23 protein-coding genes are annotated in these 25,762 nt (G+C 73.3%); 5 read left to right on the top strand and 18 right to left on the bottom strand.

Annotated features, from left to right (window positions below):
• Positions 1-3 precede the first annotated feature (3 nt).
• From AQJ11_RS29160 to AQJ11_RS29120, 9 genes are read right to left on the bottom strand one after another with little or no spacing between them, the layout of a single operon-like run.
• Positions 4-624: a V-type ATP synthase subunit D gene (locus tag AQJ11_RS29160; protein ID WP_078611901.1), complete on the bottom strand. Its 621-nt coding sequence runs from the start codon at positions 622-624 to the stop codon at positions 4-6.
• The gene (locus AQJ11_RS29155; protein WP_058084402.1) at positions 621-2,015 is read right to left on the bottom strand and encodes a V-type ATP synthase subunit B; all 1,395 of its coding nucleotides are present in this window, start codon (positions 2,013-2,015) and stop codon (positions 621-623) included. The genes AQJ11_RS29160 and AQJ11_RS29155 overlap by 4 nt, the downstream gene beginning before the upstream one ends.
• The gene (locus AQJ11_RS29150) at positions 2,012-3,811 is read right to left on the bottom strand and encodes a V-type ATP synthase subunit A (RefSeq protein WP_059265279.1); all 1,800 of its coding nucleotides are present in this window, start codon (positions 3,809-3,811) and stop codon (positions 2,012-2,014) included. The genes AQJ11_RS29155 and AQJ11_RS29150 overlap by 4 nt, the downstream gene beginning before the upstream one ends.
• Positions 3,808-4,317 (bottom strand): hypothetical protein, encoded by a 510-nt coding sequence (locus AQJ11_RS29145; RefSeq protein ID WP_159061701.1) that lies wholly within the window; start codon positions 4,315-4,317, stop codon positions 3,808-3,810. Before AQJ11_RS29145 ends, AQJ11_RS29150 begins: the two co-directional genes overlap by 4 nt.
• Positions 4,314-4,547 carry a V-type ATP synthase subunit F gene (locus tag AQJ11_RS29140; RefSeq protein ID WP_014677334.1) on the bottom strand — a complete coding sequence of 78 codons (234 nt, stop codon included), beginning with the start codon at positions 4,545-4,547 and terminating at the stop codon, positions 4,314-4,316. Before AQJ11_RS29140 ends, AQJ11_RS29145 begins: the two co-directional genes overlap by 4 nt.
• Positions 4,544-4,957: an ATP synthase subunit C gene (locus tag AQJ11_RS29135; RefSeq protein WP_014677335.1), complete on the bottom strand. Its 414-nt coding sequence runs from the start codon at positions 4,955-4,957 to the stop codon at positions 4,544-4,546. The genes AQJ11_RS29140 and AQJ11_RS29135 overlap by 4 nt, the downstream gene beginning before the upstream one ends.
• Positions 4,942-6,384: a V-type ATPase 116kDa subunit family protein gene (locus tag AQJ11_RS29130; protein ID WP_244218389.1), complete on the bottom strand. Its 1,443-nt coding sequence runs from the start codon at positions 6,382-6,384 to the stop codon at positions 4,942-4,944. The genes AQJ11_RS29135 and AQJ11_RS29130 overlap by 16 nt, the downstream gene beginning before the upstream one ends.
• Complete coding sequence (locus AQJ11_RS29125) at positions 6,371-7,294, bottom strand: hypothetical protein (protein WP_059265136.1); 924 nt, start codon at positions 7,292-7,294, stop codon at positions 6,371-6,373. Before AQJ11_RS29125 ends, AQJ11_RS29130 begins: the two co-directional genes overlap by 14 nt.
• On the bottom strand, positions 7,291-7,728 hold the full coding sequence (locus AQJ11_RS29120) for an ATP synthase subunit B family protein (RefSeq protein ID WP_244218388.1): 438 nt from the start codon (positions 7,726-7,728) through the stop codon (positions 7,291-7,293). The genes AQJ11_RS29125 and AQJ11_RS29120 overlap by 4 nt, the downstream gene beginning before the upstream one ends.
• Positions 7,729-7,895: 167 nt before the next feature.
• On the opposite strand from AQJ11_RS29120, the gene AQJ11_RS29115 reads away from it, so the two are divergent.
• The 3 genes from AQJ11_RS29115 to AQJ11_RS29110 all read left to right on the top strand — a co-directional run bounded on the left by AQJ11_RS29115 (position 7,896) and on the right by AQJ11_RS29110 (position 10,439).
• Positions 7,896-8,771 (top strand): CBS domain-containing protein, encoded by an 876-nt coding sequence (locus AQJ11_RS29115; protein WP_058084399.1) that lies wholly within the window; start codon positions 7,896-7,898, stop codon positions 8,769-8,771.
• Between the two features lie 238 nt (positions 8,772-9,009).
• Positions 9,010-9,540 (top strand): universal stress protein, encoded by a 531-nt coding sequence (locus tag AQJ11_RS46510; RefSeq protein WP_244218387.1) that lies wholly within the window; start codon positions 9,010-9,012, stop codon positions 9,538-9,540.
• Complete coding sequence (locus AQJ11_RS29110; protein WP_208616639.1) at positions 9,537-10,439, top strand: universal stress protein; 903 nt, start codon at positions 9,537-9,539, stop codon at positions 10,437-10,439. Before AQJ11_RS46510 ends, AQJ11_RS29110 begins: the two co-directional genes overlap by 4 nt.
• Before the next feature lie 159 nt (positions 10,440-10,598).
• Here the strand turns inward: AQJ11_RS29110 and AQJ11_RS29105 are convergent, their stop codons facing one another.
• From AQJ11_RS29105 to ppdK, 4 genes are all read right to left on the bottom strand, one after another.
• Complete coding sequence (locus AQJ11_RS29105) at positions 10,599-11,774, bottom strand: site-2 protease family protein (RefSeq protein WP_203349196.1); 1,176 nt, start codon at positions 11,772-11,774, stop codon at positions 10,599-10,601.
• Positions 11,775-11,872: 98 nt separating this feature from the next.
• Positions 11,873-12,427, bottom strand: a complete 555-nt coding sequence (locus AQJ11_RS29100) for an Rv1733c family protein (RefSeq protein WP_058084396.1) — start codon at positions 12,425-12,427, stop codon at positions 11,873-11,875.
• 259 nt (positions 12,428-12,686) lie between these two features.
• Complete coding sequence (locus tag AQJ11_RS29095) at positions 12,687-13,145, bottom strand: pyridoxamine 5'-phosphate oxidase family protein (RefSeq protein ID WP_014677344.1); 459 nt, start codon at positions 13,143-13,145, stop codon at positions 12,687-12,689.
• Positions 13,146-13,205: 60 nt separating this feature from the next.
• Entirely contained in the window at positions 13,206-15,893 is a 2,688-nt protein-coding gene (gene ppdK, locus AQJ11_RS29090) for a pyruvate, phosphate dikinase (RefSeq protein WP_059265135.1), read from the bottom strand.
• 212 nt (positions 15,894-16,105) lie between these two features.
• Between ppdK and AQJ11_RS29085 the strand changes: the two genes are divergently transcribed.
• Complete coding sequence (locus AQJ11_RS29085; RefSeq protein WP_059265134.1) at positions 16,106-17,824, top strand: sensor histidine kinase; 1,719 nt, start codon at positions 16,106-16,108, stop codon at positions 17,822-17,824.
• 119 nt (positions 17,825-17,943) lie between these two features.
• Positions 17,944-18,294, top strand: coding sequence for a CBS domain-containing protein (locus AQJ11_RS52475; RefSeq protein WP_341846296.1), 351 nt, complete (start codon positions 17,944-17,946; stop codon positions 18,292-18,294).
• 109 nt (positions 18,295-18,403) lie between these two features.
• Here the strand turns inward: AQJ11_RS52475 and AQJ11_RS52165 are convergent, their stop codons facing one another.
• From AQJ11_RS52165 to AQJ11_RS29060, 5 genes are all read right to left on the bottom strand, one after another.
• Positions 18,404-18,529, bottom strand: coding sequence for a hypothetical protein (locus tag AQJ11_RS52165; RefSeq protein WP_279616956.1), 126 nt, complete (start codon positions 18,527-18,529; stop codon positions 18,404-18,406).
• Positions 18,530-18,925: 396 nt separating this feature from the next.
• Entirely contained in the window at positions 18,926-19,573 is a 648-nt protein-coding gene (locus AQJ11_RS29075) for a CBS domain-containing protein (protein ID WP_059265132.1), read from the bottom strand.
• A 39-nt stretch (positions 19,574-19,612) separates the two neighbouring features.
• On the bottom strand, positions 19,613-20,071 hold the full coding sequence (locus AQJ11_RS29070; RefSeq protein WP_015493459.1) for a Crp/Fnr family transcriptional regulator: 459 nt from the start codon (positions 20,069-20,071) through the stop codon (positions 19,613-19,615).
• Between the two features lie 457 nt (positions 20,072-20,528).
• The gene (locus AQJ11_RS29065) at positions 20,529-23,216 is read right to left on the bottom strand and encodes a bifunctional acetate--CoA ligase family protein/GNAT family N-acetyltransferase (protein ID WP_208616638.1); all 2,688 of its coding nucleotides are present in this window, start codon (positions 23,214-23,216) and stop codon (positions 20,529-20,531) included.
• 136 nt (positions 23,217-23,352) lie between these two features.
• Complete coding sequence (locus tag AQJ11_RS29060) at positions 23,353-25,683, bottom strand: heavy metal translocating P-type ATPase (protein WP_059265130.1); 2,331 nt, start codon at positions 25,681-25,683, stop codon at positions 23,353-23,355.
• Positions 25,684-25,762: the final 79 nt, after the last annotated feature.

The raw sequence follows: 25,762 nt of genomic DNA, 5'->3' as shown, positions 1-25,762 counted from the left end.
TACTCAGGGGCCGCCATGGCCGGCGGCCCAGCGGCGCCGCACCGCTTCCTCGTGTTCCGCCTCCTCCAACGCCAGCTCCGCTACCGCCAGTTCGTCCTGCAGCCGAGGTATCCAGTGCCGGCGCAGGGCACGGACCCGCTGCCGCGTCCGAACGGCCTCGGCGGCCAGAAGCTCGGCGGCTGCCTGGTGGGCCGCGAGTTCCGCCGCGGCACGGGCCGCGGCACGATAGGCCGTCTCGGCGTGCACGAGGGCGGTGTTGGACGGGGTCTGTTCCCACGGGGAGCGGACGGGACCCGTCCAGCTGACCGCTGCCGGATGGCGCACGCCCATCAGCGCGCCCCACTCGACATCGACGCGCGCCCGCTCCGCCGGCGCTGCCTCGGCCAGCGCGCGTTCGCCGCCGAGCAGCACGCCTCGCACCAGCCACGATTCCGCCTCGGCCAGCCTCTGCCGCCACGCGCGGCCCGCGCCCTCGGCTGCCTGCCGTGCCGTGTGCTCCCGGTCCAGCAGGAGCCGGAGTTTGCGTTCAAGGAGGTCCGCTCCGCGAACCGCCGTGGCGAGACTGCGGCGCAGCCGCAGGCGCCCGGCGCGTCCGGCCGGGACTCGGCGTGCCCGCGGACTCATCGTGCCTCCTGGTCCTGCGGCGGAGCGTGGGCGTCGAGCAGGTCGGCCGGAAGCATGCCGAGCTGGCTGCGCGGCAGGGTCAGCAACACTTCCCAGGCTCGGTCCAGGGAATCGTCCAGCGATCGGTTCTCATCGGTGCCTTGCGCCAGGAACCGGTGCCGGAAAGCGTCCTCCAGGTCCAGATGGCGCAGATCGGTCGGGCTGAGCGCCGAGCGTCCGATCAGGTCGGCGAGCTCTCGCACCTGCCGGGACCGGGCCAGCGCGGCGATCAACTGCGCCGCGACGGCGGGGTGGTCCGCGCGGGTGCGTCCCACTCCGGTTCCCTTGCGCATCAGCCGCGACAGCGAGGCCAGCGGATCCACGGGCGGATAGGTACCCGCCGCCTGCGCCTCGGCGGTCAGCACGATCTGGCCTTCCGTGATGTAGCCGGTGAGGTCCGGGACGGGGTGGGTGATGTCGCCCGCGGGCATGGTGAGAACAGGAAGGATTGTCACCGACCCTGGCCGGCCTCGGATGCGGCCACAGCGTTCATAGAGGGATGCGAGGTCGCTGTAGAGGTAGCCGGGGTAGGCCCGGCGGGCCGGAATCTCGCCACGCGCGGCGGACACCTCGCGCAGGGCCTCCGCGTACGCCGTCATGTCCGTCATGACCACCAGGACGTGACGGCCCTCGGTGAACGCCAGGTGCTCGGCGACGGTCAGGGCGAGTCGCGGGGTGAGCAGCCGTTCGATCACCGGGTCGTCGGCGGTGTTGAGGAGCAGGACCAGTTCCCTCGCGGCCGAGCGGGCCGCCAGTCCTTCGCGGACGAACCCTGTGTCGGCGTGGGTGAGTCCCATGCCGGCGAACACGACGGCGAACGGCTCCCCTCCGCATGCCGCCTGCGCCGCGATCTGCACGGCCAGTTCCAGGTGCGGCAGCCCGGCCGCCGAGAACACCGGCAGCTTCTGGCCCCGCACCAGGGTGGTGAGCACGTCGACGGCGCCCACACCGGTGAGTACCGCCTCGTTCGGCGGTTCCCGGCGTACCGGGTTGATCGGTGCGCCGCCGACCTCCGCGTACGACCCGCCCAGTACTGGTGGCCCGCCGTCGGTCGGTTCGCCCCGGCCGTTGCACACCCGTCCCAGCCATCCGGTCCCGACCGGGATCCGCAGCGGCGCGCCGGAGAAGGCGACGCGGGTGCCGGTGCGGTTCATGCCGGCCGTGTCCTCCAGGACCTGCACCACCGCGAGGTCGCGGTCCACTTCCAGGACCAGGCCGTGCCGTCGTTCACCGGAGTCGAGGACGATCGTGGCGAACTCGTCCCAGCCGACCCCGCTCACCCCCTCGACGAAGAGGAGCGGACCGCGCAGATCCCGGACCCCCGTGTACTCGACGTCCACGGCGTCGGTCATGCCGCCTCCCTGAGCCTGGCCAGCACGGTGTCGCGGGCCGCGGCCACCGGAGCCGTCTCTGCGGGCCCCGCCGTCTCGCGCGCCCGCAGCAGCGGGGTGAAGTCGACCGCTTCGACGGCGTCCGCGGGGATGCCGGAGTCCACCAGTTCCAGGCAGCGGTCGATGACCGTCAGTACGGCCTCCACCAGGGCCGCCGTCTTCTCGGGGGCGCTGTAGGCGTCCGCCGGGGACAGTGCGTTCTGCTGGATCGCGGCCTCGCGCAGCAGCCGTCCGGCGAGCACACTGATCCGTTCCCGGGGCGGCAGCGCCGTGATGCCGACCAGTTCGACAAGGTCGGCGAGCCGGTCGGCCTCCGCCAGCTGCCGCGCCACACGTCCACGCCGCTCGGCCCAGTCGGCGTCACCGGCCCGCGCATGGGCGGCGGCCAGCGTGGTGGCGTCCCGGGAGAAGGACTCCGACCAGGACACAGCCGGATAGTGGCGTGCGTATGCGAGATCGCGGTCAAGGCTCCACAGGCAGCGCACGAAGCGCTCGGTGTGTGCGGTGACGGGCTCGGCGCGGTCACCGCCCGGCGGAGACACGGCACCGATCACCGTGACCGAGCCGGTCGCGCCGCCGAGGGTGCGCACGGCGGCGGCCCGCTCGTAGAACGCGGCCAGTTGCGAGGCGAGCCCCGCCGGATAGCCCTCCTCGGCGGGGAGCTCGCCCATACGGGAGGCGAACTCGCGCAGCGCCTCAGCCCATCGGGAGGTCGAGTCGGCGATCAGAACGACGTCGAGGCCCATGTCGCGGAAGTACTCTGCGACCGTCGCGCCCGTGTGCACGCCGGCCTCGCGGGCCATCATCGGCATGTTGGAAGTGTTGGCGATCGTCACGGTCCGTTCGGCCAGACGGCCCCCGGTACGCGGATCGGTCAGCTCCTCCAACTCCTCGATGACGTCCGCCATCTCGTTGCCGCGCTCGCCGCAGCCGACGTAGACGATGACGTCGGCGTCGCACCACTTGGCGATCTGCTGCAACAGCATGGTCTTGCCGGTGCCGAAGCCGCCGGGCACAGCGACGGTGCTGCCGCGTGCCACCGGGAAGAGCAGGTCGACGGCCCGCTGTCCGGTGTTCAGGGGCACATCCGCCGACAACCGCCGTGCGACCGGCCGCGGTCTGCGCACCGGCCAGGACTGCGCCATCCGCACTTCCTGGCCGCCCACCACGGCGAGCACGTCGGTCGAGCGGTGATCGCCCCCCGCCGCGACCCACGTCACCTCACCCGACAGGTCCAGGGGCACCAGGAGCAGCAGCGGCACGCCCGCGCCGATCTCCCCGAGGACGTCACCGGCCGCGGCCGACGCTCCCGCGGCCACTCGCGGTGTGAACGACCAGGCGCGCCGGTCCGGTTCACCGGTCATCGGTCCGCCTGCCGTGAGAAGGTCGCCGATGCCGGCCAGAGGGCGCAGCAGCCCGTCGAACACGCCGCCGAGCAGATCCGGTGCCAGCCGCACCGACAGGGGGCGGCCCTGGGGCTCCGCAGGGTGTCCGGGTGCAAGTCCGCCGGTGTACTCGTAGGCCTCGATGGTGGCCGTGTCGCCGTGGATGGCGACCACCTCGCCCGACAGCCGGGCGGTGCCCAGCACGACCAGGTCGTGCATGGCCACGGTGGGCGGGCAGGTGATCTCCACCAGGGGGCCGGCGACACGGAGGATCCGTGGGCGGTCCGCGCCGTCCGGCGCGGCACCGGACGTGCTCTGCGGAGGCGTGCGCGTGTCCGACGAGCCCGACGAGGGATTGCCGACGCTGGTCATGCCGGCTCCCACAACGTCTCGGCCCGGACACCCAGCCGGTCCAGGGCGCGATCGGCGAGGGCGTTCGCCGAGAGATCGATCCGGCGGCCGGGCACCTCGGCCGTCACCCCGCCCTCCGAGGCTGCCGTGACCCTCGCCTGCGGGCCCAACAGCCTTCGTGCCGCCTCCGCGCAGCACGACCGCACAGACGCGTCTTCCGTGAGTTCCCTTCGCACACCTGCGCGGACCGCAGCCCTGAGAGCCGCGTGGACCTCGGCTCTGGCCGCCAGTTCTGCCGTCCAGGCGTCCTGGACCGCCCGCACCCGTTCCCGAGCCGCCTCGGCGGCACCGTCGGCTCTGCCGAGGTCCCGGGCCCGTGCGAGCACCGCCTCGGCCGTGGCGCGGGCTGAGCGCAGGGTTTCCTGCGCGTCGGCCTCAGCGCGGTCCCGTACGGCGTCGGCGGAGGCCCGTGCCGCGCGCAGCAATGCGGCGCGGACGGGGCTCAGCGCGTCCACAGGCGCGGTCATCCGGGCATCACCACCGTCAGCGGCTGGGACGGGGACGGCGCCGTGGCCGCGCCGCCCAGCGCTTCGGCTGCCTCGGCCGTGAGGATCACCAGGCCGACCGTGCGGGGCAGCGTCCGCCATGCCTGGCGGACGGCGTCCGGATCCTCAGCGACGAGCACGTCGACCCCCGCCAGCGCCAGACCGGACACGCTGGTCCGTGCGCCGATGGCGGCCACGGCAGCCACCGTCATGCCTTTCCGATCAGCAGGATCGCGACCACCAGCCCGTACACCGCGATGCCCTCCGCCAGACCGACGATCACCATCGCCCGGCCGAACATCTCCGGTCGCTCGCTCAGCGCGGCCAGCGCCGCGGCGCCCGTGTAGGCGACGGCTATCGCGGCTCCTATCGACGCGCCGGCCACCGCGATGGCCGCCCCGATCAAGGCGGATCCGTTGACCCCACCGGACGCGGCGGCCCGCGCCGAAGCCTGTGCCGGACCCGCCAGCGCGGTGGCGAGGACGACGAGGGCGCCGCCCAGGAGGGCGACGTTCGTGGCCAGCAGCCAGCGGAAGGCGTGTCGGGTCCGGCGCCGCCGCAGCAGCCGGACGGCACCGAGCACCGCGACCAGGACCGGCAGGACGATCAGCCAGGTGAGCATGGGATCACCTTCGTAGCGGGGTCGGCAGGCTCCGCCGGGGGAACGTGCCAGGGGCGGAACGGCCGGCCCTCCGCCTCGAAGAGCCGGGAGAAGAGTTCGTAGAACTCCAGCCGCAGCGCCTGCACCCCGGCCACCAGGGCTTCCAGACCGAAGGTCACGGCCGTGCCGATGACGAACAGGAGAGCAGCGCCCACGACTCCGGCGGCGCCGCGGCCGGCCAGGCCGGTGGTACCGCGCCACACCAGGCCGGCGAGGGCGGCATGGGTCAGGCCGAATGCGGCCAGTCGGGCGAAGGAGAGTGTATTGGTGCCGGTCCGCACGACGACGTCGAACAGCCGCACCACCGTCTCGGCCACTCCCGCGCCGCCGCCCGCAGTGGCCCGGGACAGGCCGAAGGCCAGCAGCACCAGCCCGGTCACGGCAAGAGCGGCTCCGGCGACGGCCGGAGGCTGCCGGTGCAGGACCAGGCCCGCAGCAGCCAGAGCGAGGCCCAGGTAGAACAGCAGCCCGGCACAGCCGGACGCCGCGTACAGGGCCGAGCCCCAGCCGCCCTCACGCACCCGGTTCACCGCCCCGGCGGCGTGTGCGAGGGCCAGCAGACCGGCACCGAACACCACGGCGGCGGCAAGCAGGCGCGCAGGACTCTCCAGGGGGCTCAGCCACAGCACCGGCAGCAGGCCCGTCGGCCCGAAGAACTCGCCGTAGGCGGCCCCCGCCGCCATGGAAGCCACGCCCGCACCCCCGAGGAACGGCCACAACCGGCCCAGCCCGGCCAACCGGCGCGGCCACCCGAGGCGCAACGCGACCGCACCGAGGACCAACAGCGCCCCGTGCCCCACGTCGCCGAACATGATCCCGAACATCGCGACGTAGGCGAGGCCCGCCGGCCACGAGGGATCCAGGTCCGCGTAGGCGGGTGTCCCGTACGTCGTCACCAGCGGGGTGAAGGAGGCGGCCCGGCCCGTCCGCAGCAGTGTCGGCGGATCGGTCCCGTGCGGGTACGGCAGCGGCAGCAGAGCGCCTCCCGCAGCGGCCAGGCGTTCCGCGACGCGGGGTACCTCGGCGGCCGGGCACCATCCGGCGAGCGCGGCCACCTCTCCCTGCCGTACCGCGCCCCCCGCGCGCTCCTCCAACTGAGCCTCGCCCGCCAGCAGTGCGACGTTCTCACGGCGTTCGAGCAAGTCGAGGTCGGGCGCGGTGGAGGACAGCACTGCGGTGGCGGCGCTGTCGGGGCCGGCCGCCCCGCCCCGCCCCCGCACCCGTTGCAGGCGCGAGGCCGCCGCCCCCGGAGCCGCTTCCTCGGCGCGGTCCAGTTCCACGCAGCCCTCCTCGGCGATCCGCACCAGAGCATTCCGCAGGGTCGCCCGCGGGACGACCACCGCCACACGGCGCATCCGGACCGGCGTCACCGCCTCAGACCAGGGCATCGAACACCTCCCCGGGCCGGCCCCCGCGCGCCGCCGACTCCAGCGCCGCCCGCACCCGCCAGGCGTCCACGGACAGCAGCGCCACCGCACCGACCACCACCCGGGGCCCGGGCCGGCCCGCACGCAGCAGCGCCGCGCCGTCAGCCTGCACCGTCCGCCACCAACGGGCCTCCGCCCGCCACAGCTCACCCGGCTCGTCGACGTCCTTCAGGGCCCAACCCGCCGACGAGGGCAGACGCCCACGGAACTCCTCGTACGTGGTGGCGATCGTCGCCCGCCATCCGAGCAGCCGCGCCGCATCGCGCAGCACCGGCTCCGGAAGAGAGCGGTGATGTACGAACACCTCACGGGCCGCCAGCAGGACAGCGCGTCCCCGGGCCCAGCGGCGCGCGGGCTGTACGGCGACAGCGGTGCGGCGCACGGCGGCCATCCGCATGCCGGTGACCAGGGCCCACGGCGTGTCGCCGCCCGGGTCGCCCCAAGGGGAGGCGGTGAGCGCGGCCCGTGTCTCAGCGGGTGTCCCGGCGCGTTGCAGATTTCGCCAGGCGGTCTCCAGCGCCCCGAGCCGATAGGGAGCCTCGGCGCGGCGGCCGTCCGGTGCGTGCAGCCGGGAGGCAACGTTGGCGATCTCGAACCCGGCGGCGAGCGGGACCAGCAGGCGGGCACCGCCCCGGGGCAGCCAGCCGGCCAGTACCCGCAGGTGCCACAGCAGGGTGGCGGACACCGCCCGCTGGGCCTCGCGCAAGTCCGCGGCCGTCCGTGTGTATCTCGCGTAGGGCGTGGTCGCCAGGCGTCGCAGGGCGTCATCGAGCGTCGGACCACGTGCGATCTCCCGTACCCCGGCGGTGCCCGGATACCGGCCGACGAGGGCCTTCGCCCGTACCGTCGCGGCGACCCACCCGGCACTCATGGCTCTTCCCGCTCCCCGCCCGCCAGGCGCAGGGCATCGGCCACGGCGAGATCCACCAGGCGGGGCATACGCGACACGGCGTGCTCGCGGATCACCGAGGCAGTACGGTCTCCGGCGGCACGGAGGGCGGCCGCCTGTTGCTGCGCCTCCCGCAGGAGGGGTTCCGCAGCCTGCCGGCGAACCTCGCGGGCGCGCTCCCGCGCGGCCTCCACGAGGCGTGCCGCCTCTCGCGCCGCGTTCTGCCGCAGCGCCTCGGCCTCCTGCTCAGCAGTGGCCCGGATCTGCGCCGCCTCCTGCTGAACGTCTGCCAGCCGGGCGAGGGCGGGCTCCAGTTCCGCGGCGCGTTCCGCCGTACGGTCGGCGGGCACGCCGGTGGCGGACGCTCCCGGCGTGCCTACCGGACGGAACCGCTCCAGGAAGTCCCGCAAGCTCATCGGCGGCCTCCTGCCGGTCGGCTGCCCCTCCAGTCTCACCGTTGCCGTTCCGGCCCGCACCGGGTAGGGCCGTCGCGCCGTTCCACCAGGGCCGTTCGGCTCTTGGCACGGGCCGCGAGGGCGAAAGACTGGGACGGTAGGCAACTCGACGGAGTCAGGAGGCCGTCGTGAACGAGCACGAGAACTTCTCCACGGAGGCCGAAGCCCGGCGGAATGCGCCCTCCCGCCCCTGGAGTTCCGGCGAGACGGCACGTCAGGACACGCTGCTGCGCTACCTGGGTGCCGTGGCCACGGCCGCCGCCAAGCACGCGGGTACGGAAGCGCAGGCCCCGACGACTCCGCCGAGCGGTACCCGGCCCGTACCTCCGTCCGCCCCGCTCCCGCCGCGCTCCGCGTCCGAACCGGCACTGCCCCGGGTGCGGGACGTGATGGACGTGCCCGCCGCCTCCCTGCGCGAAGACCTGCCGTACCGCGACATCGCCCGCTCGCTGGCGCGCGAGCACGTCGGCGCACTCCCGGTGGTGGACGCCGAGGACCATGTGGTCGGCGTCGTCTCGGAATCCGACCTGCTGGCGAAGGTCGCTTTCGAGGCGTCCGGTCACCGGCCCGGCCCCATCGGCAGGCTGCGTGAGCGCCGGATCCATGGCAAGGCTCGTGGCGATTCGGCCGCCGACCTGATGACAAGTCCCGCGATCACCGTGCTCCCCGGCGCGACGGTCGCCGAGGCGGGCTGGCTCGCCGCGCTGTCCCGGTTGAAGCGGATGCCTGTCACCGACCGCGATGGCCGCCTGGTGGGCGTTGTGCGCCGTGATGCGCTGCTTCAGTCGCTCATCAGGGACGACGCCGGTATCCGGACGGAGGTCGAGGCAACGGTCGCGGCCTGCTGCCCGCCGGGGGACCGGGAGAACGTGGAGGTCGCCGTGCACGACGGCATCGTGGAGCTGACCGGGCGGATGCCCCCGGCTGCTCTGGCCCGGCTGGTGGCGGAGGTGGAGGAGATCTCCGACGTGGTCGAGGTGAAGAACCTGCTCACCGCCGCCTGACCCCGGCCGGCCGGCTCCGCGCTGGTCCCTGTGGGAGGCGAGGGGTCCTGACCTCCTCTGGCGCCATGATGCGCTCGGCCCCGGCGAGCACGGCGGCGGCCCGGACCGTGACCGCGGGGGGGACATCAAGCTCCCTGCGGTGGGGGCGGCGGGCCTCGAAGGACCGTGTGGCCCCTGATACGGCCGGCGCCGCAGCGCCACGCTGAAAGCGGAACCCTCTCACCCGGAGGCGGAGACCATGTCCGGGACCGTCACCGTCGGCCTCGACGACTCGCCCGAAAGCAGGGCCGCAGCCGAGTGGGCGGTTCGCGAAGCGCTGCTGCGTGCTCCGCCCTCGAAGACCGTGCATGTCCAGGAGCCGACGCCCCGGTACGCCACTCGGACCCCGTTGCTGGACCTCGGGCGTTACCAGCACCGGGCAGAGCAGTTGACACACGAGGCCGCGGAAGGGATCCGGCTGCGCCACCCGGGCACCGAGGTGATCACCGAGCAACTCACGGGAACCGTGGCCGACGTCCTCTGTGAGGCGGCGGGCTACGTCGGACTACTGGTGCCGGGCTCGCGGGCCCTCGGTGGACCGCGAGGGTTCATGGTCGGCTCGGTGGGTCTCGGGATCGTGTCCCTGGTGGCCGTCGGCCGGCGGATCCGCACCGGCTCCCCTCGGTGCTCACATCGGCCATGTCACGCACGCGGCCCTGCACCACATCACCGCCCCCGTCGCGGTCGTCGCGCACAGCTGAGCCGCCGCCCCGAGAAGGAGAACCCATGAAGGCACCAGCCGCACGGGCCTTCGGAGAGCCCGTGGACCTCCCGGTCGTCGTCGGTGTCGACGGCTCCGAGCCGAGCATGAGAGCAGCGGAGTGGGCTGCCGACGAGGCGGCCCTGCGCGGGGCGTCACTCCGCCTGGTGTACGCCTCGCTCTGGGAGCGCTACGAGGGCGTGTCCCTTGCCCACGATCTCGGTAAGCCCTCGGAGGAGGTGATGGCCGAGGACATCGTGGGGACCGCCGAACGGCGCGCCCGTCGCCGGCAGCCAGGCGTGAAGGTCACCACCGAGGTGCTGCCCGAGGAAGCCGGGTACGGCCTGGTCCGGGAGAGCCACAGCGCCCTCGTCATGGTCCTGGGCTGCCGGGGCCGCAGCGGTGTGGCCGAGGTACTGCTCGGCTCCGTGAGCGTCGCGGTGGCCGGCCACGCGCACTGCCCGCTGATCGTCGTGCGCGGCAGCCACGACAACCGCTCCGGTGCGCGAGGCCGCATCGTCCTGGGGGTGGGCGAGAAGCGGGCGGGCTCGGCCGCCGTACGTTTCGCGGTCGAGGAGGCCCTGCTGCGCGGGGTCCCGCTGGAGGCTGTGCGGGCCTGGCGCCGACCGCTGCACGAGCCCCGTGCGCATCCCCTGCTCGTCGGGGAACCGGCCCACTTCCAGGAGCAGCAGGCTGCGGAACTGGTGGAGGAGGCGCTACGGGACACCCCGGCCGGCCTGCGGGTGCAGCGCCGTACGATCGAGGGCTTCGCCCGCGACGCCCTGCTGGCGGTGTCCCGCGAAGCCGACCTGCTGGTCGTCGGCGCCCGGCGCCGCCAAGGTCACTTCGGCCTCCGACTCGGCCGCGTCGCCCACGGGGTCCTCCATCACGCGGCCTGCCCGGTGGCCGTGGTACCGGAGCGCGTCTGAGCCCGGCCCGCGCCGGCGGGGGCAGCGCCACTGTCCGCCGGCACCACGATCGCACGGCGGCCGGGGGAGCCGGCTACGCCGCCCCGGACGCCGCTGCCACGGGCCGGGACTGTCTCGAATGGCTCTCCCGCCGTCCGTCCGGGGCCGAGGTCGTGTCCGTCATGACGCCCCCTTGGTCAGGTGTGGGCCGGTGCTCCGCGGCAGGGGCTGCGCGGGCTCGGCCGGCCAGGCCAGGGCCCGGGTGATGTCGGCGACGGTGAGGATGCCGACGAGGCGTCCCTCGTCCAGGACCACTGCACGGCGGACGGGGCTCGCCTCCAGCCGGGGCAACAGATCGAGCACCGGCTCGTCGGGCGCGGCGATGACGACGTCGCCCAGCGGACGCATCGCCTCGCGTACCGTCGTGCTCGCACGCGCCTGGGCCGGTGTCATCTCCACACGCCGTACGGTGAGCAGACCGGTCACCGAGCCATCCGCCGCCAGTACCGGGAAGGCCGAGTGGCGGTAGTGGCCGAACGGCCCCTGGGCCACGAAGTCGGCGAGTGTCGCCGCGTCCGGAACCGTGACCGGGTTCGGGGTCATGACGCGGCGGACCGGGATTCCGCCCAGCACGCTCCGCATCTCCGCCTGGCGGGCCTCGGCGGTCGCCGCGCTGATGAGGAACCAGCCGATCAGCGCGGGCCACAGGCCGGACAGGTTGTGCCCGAACAGCACGGCCGCGAAGCCGGTCAGCACCATGAACCAGCCCAGCGCCCGGCCCGCCGCAGAGGCGCCGCGGGTGGCCCGCAGCCGGTCGCCCGTGCGATGCCACAGGTACGCCCGCAGCAGCCGTCCTCCGTCGAGCGGGGCGGCGGGCAGCGCGTTGAAGACGCCCAGCAGGATGTTGATCGCGGACAGCCAGGCGACCGCCTCGACCACGAGCCCGGACGCGTGCAAGGCGTCCAGCCCGGCGGCGACGCCCGCCAGGGCGCCACCGGCCAGCAGACTGGTGAGCGGGCCCACGGCGGCGATGCGCAGCTCCGCAGCCGGTGTCGCGGCCTCGCTGTGCAGGCGCGCCGCGCCGCCCAGCATCCACAGGGTGATGCCGTCGACCTGCACGCCGTTGCGTCGGGCGACCACGGCGTGCGCCAGCTCGTGCGCCAGCAGCGAGACGAGGAAGACCACTGCGGCCAGCAGGGCCAGCGCCCAGTACTGCACGGCGGAGTAGCCCGGATGGGAGGCGGGGAATTCACCGCGCGCGAGAGCGACCGTCACCAGGACGACGATGACCAGGACGCTCCAGTTCAGGCCGACCCGCACGCCGGCGATCCGACCGAGGGACAGCGTCTCGTTCATGAACCTCGCCTCCAGCTTGTGTCCCCGGGGCCAAGTGCCCACTCGGCGGGTGCCGGGAGAGCCGGCTCCCGGGGTACGGTTCAGCTCGTCTTCGGGCCTCACTGCGCTCCCAGCAGTTCCCACTCCTGGTCCCAGCGGGCCATGCGACGCCGGTCGAGCCGGGCTCGTGCGAAAGCACCCGCACCGAAGACCGGAGCCGCGACGGCCAGGGCGGCCGCGGCACCGAAGAGAGCGGCCTCGACGTGCCCCTCGGTAGGGCCCGTCGGCTGCGAGAGCGCGAGCCGGCCCTGGTCGTCCTGCCACACGGTCACCGAGGCTCCGGCCTCCAGGCCACTGTCGACCAGTGTCTGCCCACTACGGGGGGTGCCGTCGGGAGCTGCCCAGCGCACGGAGCCCCGGACACGGCCGTCGGTCTGCCGGTCCGTGGTGGCGCCGTGTGGCGCGTCGGTGACCAGCACCGCTCGAACGGCGTGCCTGTGGGCGCGCTGCTCCGCGAACTCGTGCTCGGCGCTCCGGGCCGTCACCAGTCCGGCGACGGCGCCGGCGACGGCGACCATCACCCAGACAGCCAGGACGATCCAGGCCTCGACGACGTCCTCGTGCCGCCGCAGCGGATTGCTCCGCCACCGCCACAGCCGCTTCGTGGTGCTCATGACGGAACACCTCCTCGTCGTGGTGTCTCCTTCGACGGTGGCTCCGGCGCGGTCCTGCCGATAGGGGCCGACGGGGCTCCGCGGAAGGCCGCCCGGACCCCGATCACACGCTGGCAGGGGCCATTGGTCCCTATCGGGCTCTTGAGATGACGGCCGAAAGCCGCCGTAGACGTGGAAGTGACGTGGGTCCGCCCGTCGCGGGCGACGTGCCCGAAACGGCGCGACACCCGTACCGCCCCCGCCGTGTGGGTGACTGCCGTCAGCCGGTCGTCTTCGCCCCGCCGCCCGTCTCGGTGAGGAGCACACCGATGACCAGCTCGGGGCGGATGCGCACCGCCTGGTCCATGGGTTCCATCGGCACCCAGGGCTCCAGCAGGCCACGGACGCGCTCCAGTTCGACCGGGTCGGTGACCAGGTGGGCGTACCCGGTGACGACCACGCTCCAGCCGAGGTGGGTGTCCGGGTCGATGACATCGGCCTCGTACGCGACGACGACACCCGTGCTCTCGGTTTCCCGCGCGTGAGACGTGAGCGCGGCACCCTCGTGGGTGCGGATGACGATGTCCCCGTCGTCCAGGACGTGGTTGACCGGGCGGACGGTGGGGAGAGCCTGCCGGGTGAAGACGATCCTTCCCAGCGACACGCTGCCCAGCAACCGCAGCGCCTCGGCGTGGTCGAGGTCGATGCGCCTATGTGCTCGCATCTCGCGGGCCGGCATGACGCGCCTTCCTTCCGCTGCCGGTCGGGTCCATGCCGATGAGGGATCCGTGCACTCCCGTCACCTGCTCTCACTCGTGTCCACGTCCGCCAGGGCCGCACGGCCCGCCTCAAGACGGGCCACCGGGACCCGGAACGGCGAGCACGAGACGTAGTCCAGACCGACCTCATGGAAGAAGCGGATCGACTCCGGATCGCCACCGTGCTCGCCACAGACGCCGGTCTCCAGGTCCGTGCGGGCCGCACGACCTTCCTCGACGGCGATCCGGATCAGCCGGCCCACCCCCTCCCGGTCGAGCGTCTCGAACGGTGAGGCGGTGAAGACGCCCTTGTCCAAGTAGGCCGAGAAGAACGCGGCCTCCACGTCGTCTCTGGAGAAACCCCACGTGGTCTGGGTGAGGTCGTTGGTGCCGAAGGAGAAGAACTCTGCCTCCTCGGCGATGCGGCCGGCGGTGAGCGCCGCACGGGGCAGTTCGATCATCGTGCCGACAGGACAGTGGACGGGGGTGGCGGTCTCCTCACCCACCTCGGCCAGCACCCGGGCCACCTCCTCGCGGGCGAGTCGCAGTTCCTCGACGGCGCCGACCAGCGGCACCATGATCTCCGCTCGCGGAGAGCCACCCGCTCGGGTGCGCTCGACGACCGCCTCGGCGATCGCCCGGACCTGCATCGCGACCAGGCCGGGAACCACCAGGCCGAGCCGCACGCCACGCAGGCCCAGCATCGGGTTCTCCTCGTGCATCCGGTTCACCGCGGCGAGCAACTCCGCGTCACGTACGTCCGGTTGCCGACCCACGGCCTCGACGGCCGCGATACGGACGGCCAGGTCGGTGCGGTCGGGCAGGAACTCGTGCAGGGGTGGGTCGAGCAGCCGGACGGTGACCGGGAAGCCGTCCATCGCCTCCAGGATGCCCGTGAAGTCACGTCGCTGGAGCGGCAGCAGAGCCGCCAGCGCGCGGTCGCGGTCGGCATCGGTACGGGCGAGGATCATCTCCTCGACCAGCTTGCGCCGCTCGCCGAGGAACATGTGCTCGGTGCGGCACAGCCCGATCCCCTGTGCCCCGAATGCCCGGGCCCGGGCAGCGTCTTCGGGGGTGTCGGCGTTGGCCCGCACCTCCAAGCGCCGGACCGAGTCGGCGTGGTCCAGCGCCCGGGCCACCGCGCAGACCAGGCTGTCGGCCTGCTCACCGCTCTCCAGGTAGCGCATGGTCGCCGACGGAGCCGACGGTACCGCCCCGAGGTACACGTCACCGGTGGAGCCGTCCACCGAGATGACGGTGCCCTCCTCGACGACCGTGCCGTCACGGGCGGTGAAACGCCGGGCCTGTGCGTCGACGGTGATGTCCTGCGCCCCGCACACGCATACCTTGCCCATGCCCCGGGCGACGACGGCCGCGTGGCTGGTCTTGCCACCGCGGCCGGTCAGCACCGCCTGTGCGGCCACCATCCCGGGCAGGTCGCCGGGTGTCGTCTCCTCGCGGACGAGCACGACCCGCTCGTCGGCCGCGGCCCGCCGTACGGCCTCCGCGGAGTCGAAGACGGCCGCGCCCACCGCGGCGCCCGGCGAGGCCGGCACGCCGCGGGCAAGGGTGTCACCTGTGGCGGTGGTGTCGAAGCGCGGGAACATCAGCCGGACCAGCCCGTCACCGCTCACCCGCGCCAGGCCCTCGTCCGGGCTGATGAGACCTTCCTGCACCAGTTCGGTGGCGATGGCGAAGGCGGCCTCGGCGGTGCGCTTGCCCACCCGGGTCTGCAGCATCCACAGCGTTCCGCGTTCGATGGTGAACTCGATGTCGCACAGGTCGCGGTAATGCCGCTCCAGGGTTTGCGCATGGTCGCGCAGCTGTCGGTGGGAGCGGGGGTCCAGCCGTTCCAGCTCGGCCAGCGGCACGGCGTCCCGCACGCCCGACACGACGTCCTCGCCCTGCGCGTTCGGCAGGTAGTCGCCGTACAGGCCGGGGCGCCCGGTGGCCGGGTCGCGGGTGAAGGCGACGCCGCTGCCCGAGTCGGGGCCGAGGTTGCCGAACACCATGCGCTGCACGGTGACGGCCGTGCCGAGGTCGTCCGGGATGTGCTCGCGCCGCCGGTACAGCACGGCGCGTTCGGCGTTCCAGGACCGGAACACGGCGAGGATCGCCTGCCGGAGCTGCTCGGCGGGGGACTGGGGGAAGTCGCGGCCGGTCTCGTCCCGGATCAGGCTCTTGTACGTCCCCACCAGCCATGCGAGGTCGCTCGCGTCGAGATGGAGATCGTCGGGGGCCTTGCAGGCGTCCTTCAGCAGGGTCATGGCCTCGTCGAACAGGGCCGGATCGACTCCCATCACCGTGCTGCCGTACATCTGGACGAGCCGGCGGTAGGAGTCCCAGGCGAAGCGCTCGTTGCCGGACACCTTGGCCAGGCGGAGCACGGAGTCGTCGTTGAGGCCGATGTCGAGAACCGTCTCCATCATTCCGGGCATCGAGAAGCGCGCCCCGGAGCGGACGGAGACCAGCAGCGGGTCGTCCCCCTGCCCCAGCAGCCGCCCGGCACCCGTCTCCAGCGCCGAAAGGTGCCGGGAGACCTCCGCCGACATCCCCTCCGGTTCCTCGCCGGTGGCCAGGAACGCACGGCAGGCTTCGGTGGAGACGATGAACCCCGGCGGTACCGGCAGCCCCAGCCGGGCCATCTCGGCCAGGTTCGCGCCCTTGCCGCCGAGCAGGCCGGCCAGGTCACGGCCACCGTCCTGGAAGTCGTACACATAGCGGGCCATGACGCCACTCCTCGGCTCTGTGCTCTCGCTCCCTCCCAGCCTGGGAGGGAGCGGCGCGCCGGGGCAGGTGCCCTCCGTCCCACGCGGTGGGCCGACCGGCCCTGAGAGCCGAGAGGGCGGCCGGGTTCGCCGGCGGTAGACCGTCTCCGGCCGTCGGTCCCGCCTTGGTGCGTCCACCGGCAGAGGCTGGTTGACTGGCATGGAGGAGCGTCATGGCAAGCGCAGAAGAGCCTCGGGTACGACTGCCCCAGCTCAAACTCGACGAGCTGCTGGAGGAGCTGCGGGCCCGGATCGACGCGGCTCGCGGCATCCGGGACCGGGTGCACAGCCTGCTGGAGGCGGTGCTGACCGTAGGCCGCGAACTCGACCTTGAGCAGGCACTGCACTCCATCGTGGAGGCCGCCGCCGCGCTGGTCGACGCCGAATACGCGGCCCTCGGCGTCATCGGACCGGACGGCAGCTCCCTCTCGGCCTTCCTCACCGTCGGGGTGACCGAGGAGCAGATCGCCGAGATCGGTCCCTTCCCCGAGGGGCACGGCATCCTCGGGGAGGTGATCCGGCACCCTGAGCCCCTCCGGCTGGAGAAGATCTCCCAGCACCCGGCCTCGTACGGCTTCCCGGCCCACCACCCTCCGATGAACACCTTCCTGGGCGTTCCCATCCGGGTCCGTGACCAGGTCTTCGGCAACCTGTACCTGACCGAGAAGCGGGGCGGGGGGCAGTTCGACGAGGAGGACGAGTCGGTGCTGTCCACGCTGGCCGTGGCGGCCGGGGTGGCGATCGACAACGCCCGGCTGTACGAGGAGTCCCGGCTGCGCGAGCGCTGGCTGCGCGCGAACGCCGAGATCACCTACAGCCTGATGTCCGGCAGCGCACGCGCCGAGGTCCTGAAACTGATCGCCGAACGGGCGCGCGAGATCATGGGGTCGGCCCTGGCGGCTGTGGCGCTGCCCATGGAGGCCACCGAGTCCCTCGCCGTGGAGATCGCCGTCGGTATGGACGCGCAGGCACACCGGGGGCTGGTGCTGCCCCTGTCCTCGACTCTCATGGGCCTTGCCTTCTCCGCTGCCGCACCGGTCACCAGCGACGACGTGTGCCAGGACGAGCGGATCTCCCCGGAGCCGCCGCGCTTCCACGGGCTCGGGCCCGCCGTGGCCGTCCCCATCGGCACCGGGGAAGGCGGCGTGCGCGGTGTGGTGCTGGTGGCCCGCGAGGCCGGCGCGCCGGTGTTCTCGGGCCAGGAGACCGAGAAGCTACAGGGCTTCGCCGCGCAGGCCGCGATCGCGATGGAACTGGCCGAGCGCCGCAAGGACGCCGAGCAGATCGCGGTGCTCCAGGACCGTGACCGGATCGCCCGGGACCTGCACGACCTGGCCATCCAGCGGCTCTTCGCGACGGGCATGACGCTGCAGAGCGCGGGCCGTTTCATCGAGCATCCCGAGGCCGCCGAGCGGGTGCTGCGGGCCGTGGACGACCTGGACGAGACCATCAAGATCATCAGGTCGGCCATCTTCGGGCTGCGGTCCCGCGAGGGTGCCGCCGGTGCGGGGCTGCGGGCCCGGATCGTGCGCCTGGTCGACGGGGAAACCCCCGTACTGGGATTCCCGCCCAGTGTGCGCATGGAGGGCCTCGTCGACACGGATGTGCCGTACGAGATCGCCGACCACATCGTGGCAGTCCTGTCCGAGGCTCTCACCAACATCGCCCGCCATGCCCGCGCCGAACGGGCCCAGATCGTCGTGACGACCGATGGCCGGGAGGTGTCCCTCACGGTCTCGGACAACGGTGTGGGCATTCCGCCCGACGGCCGACGCAGCGGGCTGCGCAACATGGCCGAGCGTGCCGAACAGCTGGGCGGGCACTTGGACGTCTCCAGCGCCGACGGGGGCGGTGCCACACTGTGCTGGCGGGTACCCCTGCCCGGCACGTAGGACAACGGGCACCTCTCTCGCGGCGGGCTGGGGGCGGGCCGGGCCGGTGTCGGCGGACCTCATGACCACGGACCCAGTCGGCCATGTGCCGTGATCGCTCGGTGACCGCCGGTGATCCGATGGCCACTCCGGCTGTCGGTGTGACGCCCGAGGCGACCTGCGCCCGCGCCGCGCGCGTCATGGCTCGCAGAGGAGTCGAGCGCCTGCCGGTGATCGGTCCTGACGGCGCTCTGCACGGCATCGTCAGCCGGTCCGACCTGCTGAAGGTCTTCCCGCGGGACGACCAGGACATCGCCGAGGACGTCCGGTACGAGGCCGTCGCACTGCTCTTCGGCACACGTTGGACGCGGACTGGCGCTCAGCGGTCCGCCCCGCCGTTCCGGACCACCACCCGGATCTGCCGGACCCGTGACGGTCGGCCCCTGCCTGACGGAGGCCGGCCGCATGCCGACGGAGGAACGGACCGCTGACACGGACACCCCCCACGACCGTGACATGGGTGAGGCTGTGGCGCTGGCGGCACAACCCGCTCAAAGCGACACCGGGACGGGTCGAGACCTGGATCGTGCTCGCCCACGGTCACACCACCGACGAGGCGGCGAAGACCCCGCCCGGCGGCAGCGGAGACGACGACGGCCGGGTGTGGGCCGCAGTGCGCTGGACGGACGCGGACGGCAGGGCGCGCATCGGCCAGGCGAAGGTCATCCCGGGCTCCCCGCGGGCAGCGGGCTCACCGTGTGGACCGACTGCACCGGCCGGATCGTCTCCCCGCCCCCAGCGCGACGGGCGCGACGCCGCGCAGGCGGTGATGACCGTCGCCCTCGCGGCTCCGCCGGCCGGTGCGACGGTCTGGGCCGGCGGCCGGCGGAGCCGTATGCGGCTCCTGCGGCGGCGCCCGGCCGAGTGCGACAGGAGTGGGAGCAGGCCGGACCCGAGCGGCGGAACCGGAGCGGGGGCAGAGGCTGATCAGCAACGGCTGGCAGGGGGAGGCAAGGCAGTGGCAGTCACAGGGCAACGGCCGGGACCCCGCGGCCGATCGAGCTGGGCGGTCGGACGCGTCGACGGCGTCGGCGAACACCGAACAGGTGCGCGCTGAAGGCGTCACCCGGCGGCGGTGAGCCGGCAGTCCACGCCCACGACGCCTTCCACGCCTTGGACGAGGCGCGCGGCAAGGGGTATCCGTGCGGCGTCCTCGACGCGTCCCGTCAGGGTCGCGACGCCGTCGCTGACGACGATGTGCACGGGCTCGACCGGGGCGGGGAAGAGGACGTCGACGATGTCGCGGCGGATCTCGTCCGCCAGGTCGTTGTCGGGTCGCAGGAACACCTTCAGCAGGTCCCCGCGGCTGACCACGCCTTCGAGGACGCCCTCGGCATTGACCACGGGCAGTCGTTTGACCTGGCGCAAGGCCATGATCCGTGCCGCCTCGGCGAGCGTGGCGTCCCCGTGGACGGTGACGGCCGGGGTGCTCATCAGCTCCTCGGCGGACATCGCCCCGGCCTTGTCGAGGTCGGTCAGGTGGCGCATCGGGGTGAACCGGTCCGGGTTGCTGTCCCGGAGCGCTTCCTTCGGTAGCAGGTCGGCCTCGGAGACCACCCCGATCACCCGGCCGTCGCCCTCCAGCACGGGCAGGGCGCTGACCTTCCACTCCTCCATGCGTTCGACGATGTCCTTGAACCGGGCCTTGCGGCTCACCGCGACGACGGCCCGCGTCATCACATCACTCACCCGGTGCGGGCTGCTCTCCATGCCTTCCTCCCGAAGCCGTTCGCCGGAGCGGGCGGGCGGTCACAACAGGTCACCGCTGCCGTAGGGGGCGTACAGGTCGAGCAGCCGGACCCGGGTGGCGTGCAGTCGCTGGGCGACCACACGTCCCACCCACCCCGCTACGGCCCGTCCGAACGCGGGATCCGCGGCGCACATCCCCCGCACGGCCTCGGCGTCGAACTCCCAGGCACGCACCGGGGTCATCGCCTCGGCGCCCAGGTGCCAGAGGTACGGCGGGAAGTGCCAGGACCAGCCGACCAGCTCACCGTGACCGAGCGACTCGACGACGGCCGGCCGGCGACCGGGCACGTGCAGGTCGAGGGCGACGGTGCCGGTGCGGACGATCCAGAAACGGCCGGCGTGCCGGCCTTCCTCGAACAGGCGGGTGCCGGCCTCGAAGGAGACCTCACGCGCGAGGCTCATCAGCCGTTCGCGGTGCACGGGCTCAAGCGCTGTACTCATGGTGGTTGCGGAGGTCATCGCACCGGCTCCCTTCCTGGGCCGTCGTTCCCAGCGTGCGCGCCCTCGGCGGCCGGTACCACAGGCCGCCCGGACCCGGCCGTAGGCCCTTCGGCTCATACCGCGCGGGGCATCGCCGGGCCAGTGCCCGTGCACGCCGAAGCGAGCTGGTGCCGCAGACCCGAATGGGCCGCCCTGGACCCCTGTCCCTATCCGGCGCGGCTGATCCGGCTGTGGGACCACACGGACCTGACCGTCGTCCCGCAGGCCGCGTGTACCCGACCGGGGAACGCCGGCCACATCGCGAGGCCGTCGAGGTGGCCTGGGAGGTGAACCGGCTGCCTGGTCACCTGGTGGCGTACGCCGTCGAAGCCGCCGACAGCCTGTCCAGGACTTGTCACAACCGGCGCGGCCAGTCGCCCGCCACCTCCTTACGCGGCCGGTCCGGCGGGCTGTCCGCGCCTCGGTCGTGGCCCGGTCAGCGCAGTCGGCGCAGGTACGGGTCGTGGGGCCTGCGCGGGACCACCCGTACGCGAGTGTCGAGGGCGGTGACGCCGTGTGCCCCGGCCAGCACGGGGTTGAGGTCGGCCTCCGCCAGCTGGGGAAGGTCCGCAGCCATCCGGGAGAGGCGGTGCAGGAGTTGCTCCAGGGCGCCGAGGTCGGCGGGAGGGCTGCCGGCATAGCCGAACAGCAGGGGAGAGCAGCGTGGGGAGGTGAGCAGGTCGTGCACGTCCAGGTCGGTCAGCGGCGCGAGCCGGGCGGCGTGGTCGGCGAGCAGTTCGGTCGCCGTACCGCCGAGGCCGAACACGACGAGGGGTCCGAAGACCTCGTCCTGGACGACTCCGGCGAACAGTTCGGTGCCGCGCTCTGCGAGCGGCTGGACGACGACTCCGGTCATCCGGTCGCCGAACCGGGTGACCAGATCGCGGTGGGCGCCCCTGACCTGTGCGGCGTTCTGGAGGTCCAGGTGGAGGGCGTGGTGCTCGCTCTTGTGTACCAGACCCGGCCAGTAGGCCTTCATGACCACGCGTCCGTCCGGCCCGGCGAGCCGTTCGGCCGCCGCGACCGCCTCGTTCTCGTCCCGGGCCCATGCCCAAGGGATCTGCCGGATGCCGTAGCAGCCCAGGAGCACGGCCGTGGTCCGAGGGTCGAGCCAGCCGCCCTCTGGCCGGGCCTCCAGGTAGGCGTTGGCCAAGTCCCTCGCCCGCATGGTCTCCACGTCCGGCAACTCCGGTACGGCCCCCTGGGGTCGGGCGAGCCAGTCGGCGCGGGCTGCGGCGTGGGCCAGGGCGCGGGCCGCGTCCTCGGCGTCGGAGTACGCGGGCACGGTGGACCTGCCGGCGGTGGGCAGCAGCCCGACGCGGGCCGCCTGCGCGGGGAGCACCGCGACGACGGGGCGGGCGAGCGGGCCGGGGGCCGAGGTCAGGGCGCGTACCAGGTCTTCTCCGGTGGCCGTGGCGACCGCCGTGGGGACCAGGCTCACGAGGACGGAGTCGACAGCGCCGTGCCGGGCCAGAAGACCTATGCAGGCCTGCAGTCGCTCCTCGCCGACGGCCGCGGTGACGTCCACGGGGTTGGTCGCGGTGGCGCCGTCGGGCAGCAGGGTGCGGAGCTCGTCCACCACGTCGGCGGCGAGTGGCGGGATCACGAGTCCCGCGTCCACGCACGCGTCGGCGGCCAGGACGCCGGCCCCGCCCGCGTTGCTGACGACGGCGACCTTCGTACCGCGGGGCAGCGGCTGGGCGTGCAAGAGGGCGGCGGTGTCGAGGAGTTCGCCGATGGTGCGGGTGGCGGTGATGCCTGCCTGGGTGAACAGGGCCTGCCGGGTCATGGTCGGAGTCGCCGCCGCCGCGGTGTGCGAGGCCGCGGCCCGCCGTCCGGCCTCCGACCGGCCCGCGTCCACGGTCAGCACCGGCATCGCTCGGGCGACCCGGCGGGCGGTGCGCGAGAAGGCGCGGGGGTTGCCGAAGGACTCCAGGTGCAGCAGCGCCAGGTCGGTGTGCCCGTCGCTCTCCCACCACTGGAGCATGTCGTTGCCGCTGACGTCGTACTTGTCGCCGAGCGAGACGAAGGTCGACACGCCGATGCCGAGCCGGGCCAGCCCGTCCAGCAGCGCGATGCCGACTCCGCCGGACTGCACCGCGACCCCGGCGGTGCCTGGTCCGGGATGCCGTGCGGCGAAGGTGGCGTCCAGGTGGACGTCTCCCTCGGTGTTGGCCAGGCCCAGGCAGTTCGGGCCGACCAGCCGCATGCCGTGGCGTCGGCACGCGTCCATCAGTGCGCTGCTCTCGTGTGTGTCGAGGCCCGCGGACACCACGAGCAGGGCGCGCACGCCGGCCCTCCCGCACTCTTCGGCCACCTCGGCAACGGCTGCCGCCGGTACGGCGATCACGGCCAGGTCCGGCACCTGCGGCAGCTCGGCGACGGACCGGCAGGCGTGCACCCCGGCAATCGCGGCGGCCTCCGGATGCACGACGGACAGCCGCCCGGCGTAGGAACCGTTCCGGATGTTCCGCAGGATGGCGCGCCCGACCGACCCAGACCTGCGGCCCGCGCCGATCACCGCGACCGCCCGGGGCCGCAGCAGCGGTTCCAGGCTGATGATGCCGGCGACCCGGCCGCGGGCCTCGACCGCGCTCAAGTAGGTCTCGTCCTCGGTGAGTTCGACCGTGCAGTGCACCTCAGGTCCGTTGAAGTGGCGCGTGACGCGCAGCCCCAGGTCGTGGAAGACCTTCAGCACGTCGTGATTCTCGGCCAGGGCGTCGGCGCTGAACGCGGTGACGCCCGCCGTACGCGCGGCGTCCGCGAGGTGTTCCAGCAGGAGGGTGCCCACACCACGGTTGTGCCAGCCGTCGGCCACGGCCACCGAGATCTCCGCCGTGCTGCCGCCCGGCAGCACCTCGTACTCGGCCAGCCCCACCAGCCGCCCTTCATACTCGGCGGCCAGCACGCGGTATCCGGGGCGGTCGCCCTCGGCCACCCGCTCGGCGGCCTGCCGGGCGGAGGCCGGGCTGACGGAGAAGAACCGCATCCGCAGGTTCTGTGGTGACATCGCCTCGTACAGCCGCTGCACCTCCGCACGATCGGCCGGCCCCGCCTGCCGTATGCGGACCGTGGTTCCGTCGGCCAGCAGGGCATGCACCGGGGCTTCCTGGATGCCGGTCATCACGAACTCTCCCTCCGGAGGACCCCGCGTTCAGCGTCCGGCGGCGGGGGCCCGGTGGCACAGGGGCTGACCGGGCACCGCACGGGCCGAACGGCCCTCCGGGGCGCAGCGCTCCGACACGCACCTCTGGCGGATCTCACTGGGCCAGCGAGAAGTAGCTCTCCTCCTCCTGCGTGAAGTGCAGGCGGAGGACGGTGTGCAGCCCGTACAGGCAGGAACGCAGGTCGTCGAGCTGGCCTGGGGACAGGCCGCCTTCGGCGCGGGCCAGTTGCAGATGGGTGGCGATGCGGCGGGCGAGGCGTTCGATCTCGGTGTGGGCCCGGCTCATGGTGGCCGTGACCTCCGGGCCGCCGAGAGCGGGGGCGAGGGCGGGGTAGAGCTCGTGCTCCTCGGCGTACTCGTGAGGCAGGAGCCGATCGGTGAGCAGCTGGTGCGCCTCCTCGACGGCCGCAAGAGCCTGCGGGCCGGGGCCGTCGGAGAGGCGGTCAGCCGCGCTGTGCACCGCCTCGAGCACATCCTGAAGGTCGTTGTGTTCCGAGGCGAAGCGTTGGATGAGCGCCTCGGCGGCGGGGGCCAGCGCCGGCTGTGCGGCCTGGTCCGTGCGCAGCGCGCGCAGGGCGTTCAGGATGACCGCCACGTCGATGGCCTCCTGGAGGAGGGCGCCGCCGGCGGGTGGTAGCAGGCCGACGGCGGCTGCGGCCATCGCGGCCAGGGACATCGCCATCCCGCCCAGGGCACTCTGCACGGCGATTCGCCGGGCCCGTACGGCGATGAACACGGCGTCGGCGAGCCGGTCCACGCGATCGGTGGTCAGCACGATGTCAGCGGCTTCCGAGGAGGCGGTGGAGCCGCGGGCACCCATCGCCACACCGACGTCCGCGGCGGCCAGCGCGGGGGCGTCGTTCACACCGTCGCCCACCATGACGGTGACCGCGCGTTCGCGTTCGGCCCGTACGACGGCGACCTTGCCGACCGGGTCGAGCCCTGCGCGGACGTCGTCCAGACCGAGGACGGCGCCCACCTCGGCCGCCGGCTCCGCACGGTCGCCCGTCAGCATCATCAGCCGCTCGATGCCCGCGGCCCGTAGGTGGCGAAGGGCGCGCGGGGCATCGGGGCGGAGGGGATCCCGGAGCAGCACCGCACCTACCTGACATCCGTCCACGGTCAGCCAGGCGACGGCCGCGCCGTCGAGAAGCGCCCGGTTGTCCGCCGCCCTCGCCCAGGCCGGGCGGGCGCCGGACGCGTCGACGCGGCCGACGGACACCCGGTGTCCGTCCACGGTGCCTGAGGCACCCCGGCCGGGCTTCTCCGTGACATCGGACGGCACCGCCAGGACCAGCTTCCGCTCCTGCGCGGTGGCGACGATCGCCTCGGCCAGGACATGCGGGGAGTACTGGTCCAGCGACGCGGCCAGCCTCAGCACCTCCGCAGGCTGCCACCCCGGTGCGGCGAACACGTCCAGGACGCGAGGGCGGCCGCGGGTGAGGGTGCCGGTCTTGTCGAGCAGCAGGGTGCGGGCCCGGCCCAGGTTCTCCAGGGCGCCACCGTCACGCATGACGACTCCCAGGCGTGAGGCGCGGGAGATCCCGGAGACGATGGCCACCGGTGCGGCCAGCAGGAGCGGACAAGGGGTGGCGACCACCAGCACCGCGACCGCCCGGACCGCCGAGCCACTCAGCAGCCAGGCCAGTCCCGCCACCGCCAGGGCGAGCGGAAGGAACCAGACCGCGTAGCGGTCGGCCAGCCGGACCACGGGCGCCGACTCGGCCCCGGCCTGCCTGGCCAGACGCACGATTCCGGCGTAGGTACTGTCCTGCTCGCCCGCCGTGGCCCGCAGTTCGAAGGCGCCGCCGGCGTTGACCACCCCGCTGCGGACCGTGTCACCCGCCGCCCGTTCGACGTGCAGGGACTCGCCGGTGAGCACGGACTCGTCGAGGCTGGCCACGACGCCCTCCACCCGCCCGTCGACAGGGACAACCTCGCCAGGACCCACGACGAGCAGGTCACCCACGGCGACATCGGCCAGCGGAACCGTGGTGACGCCGACCGCTGTCCGGAGGCGTGCCGAGCAAGGCGCGTGCTCCAGCAGCGCACGCAGATCGTGCGAGGCCCGCCGCTGGGCGGCCGCCTCCAGGGTCCGCCCGGTGGCCAGCATCAGCGCGATCAGCGCACCGGCCAGGTACTCATGGACGGCGAGGGTGCCACCGAGAGCGAGAACCGCGATCAGGTCGACGCCCGCATGGCCGTGACGAAGTGCGGCGAGTACCCAGCCCACCGCTGGTAGAACCGCGGCCCATGTACCCAGACCCCACAGGAGGTCGGCGAGACCCTCGTCACCGGCGAGCCAGGCAGCACCCCCTGCGGTCAAGGCCGCCGCCGTGACAGCCAGGAAGGCGGGCTCCAGCCGTGCCGAGGCAACGGCCACGGTCAGAGAGCGCAGCCGTGTGATGAAGGGGGAGCGGTTCATGGCCACCTCTGTCCGTCCGGCATTGCTGCCTGAGGCCTGGTCCCCGTCCATCACATCCCGGCGCGCCGGCCCTGCGGCA

The sequence above is a fragment of the Streptomyces corchorusii genome, assembly GCF_001514055.1.
In the GTDB taxonomy this organism is placed as follows: Bacteria; Actinomycetota; Actinomycetes; order Streptomycetales; family Streptomycetaceae; genus Streptomyces; species Streptomyces olivaceoviridis.
Note: the sequence above shows the minus strand (reverse complement) of the source record. Positions and strands in the feature narration are given on the sequence as shown.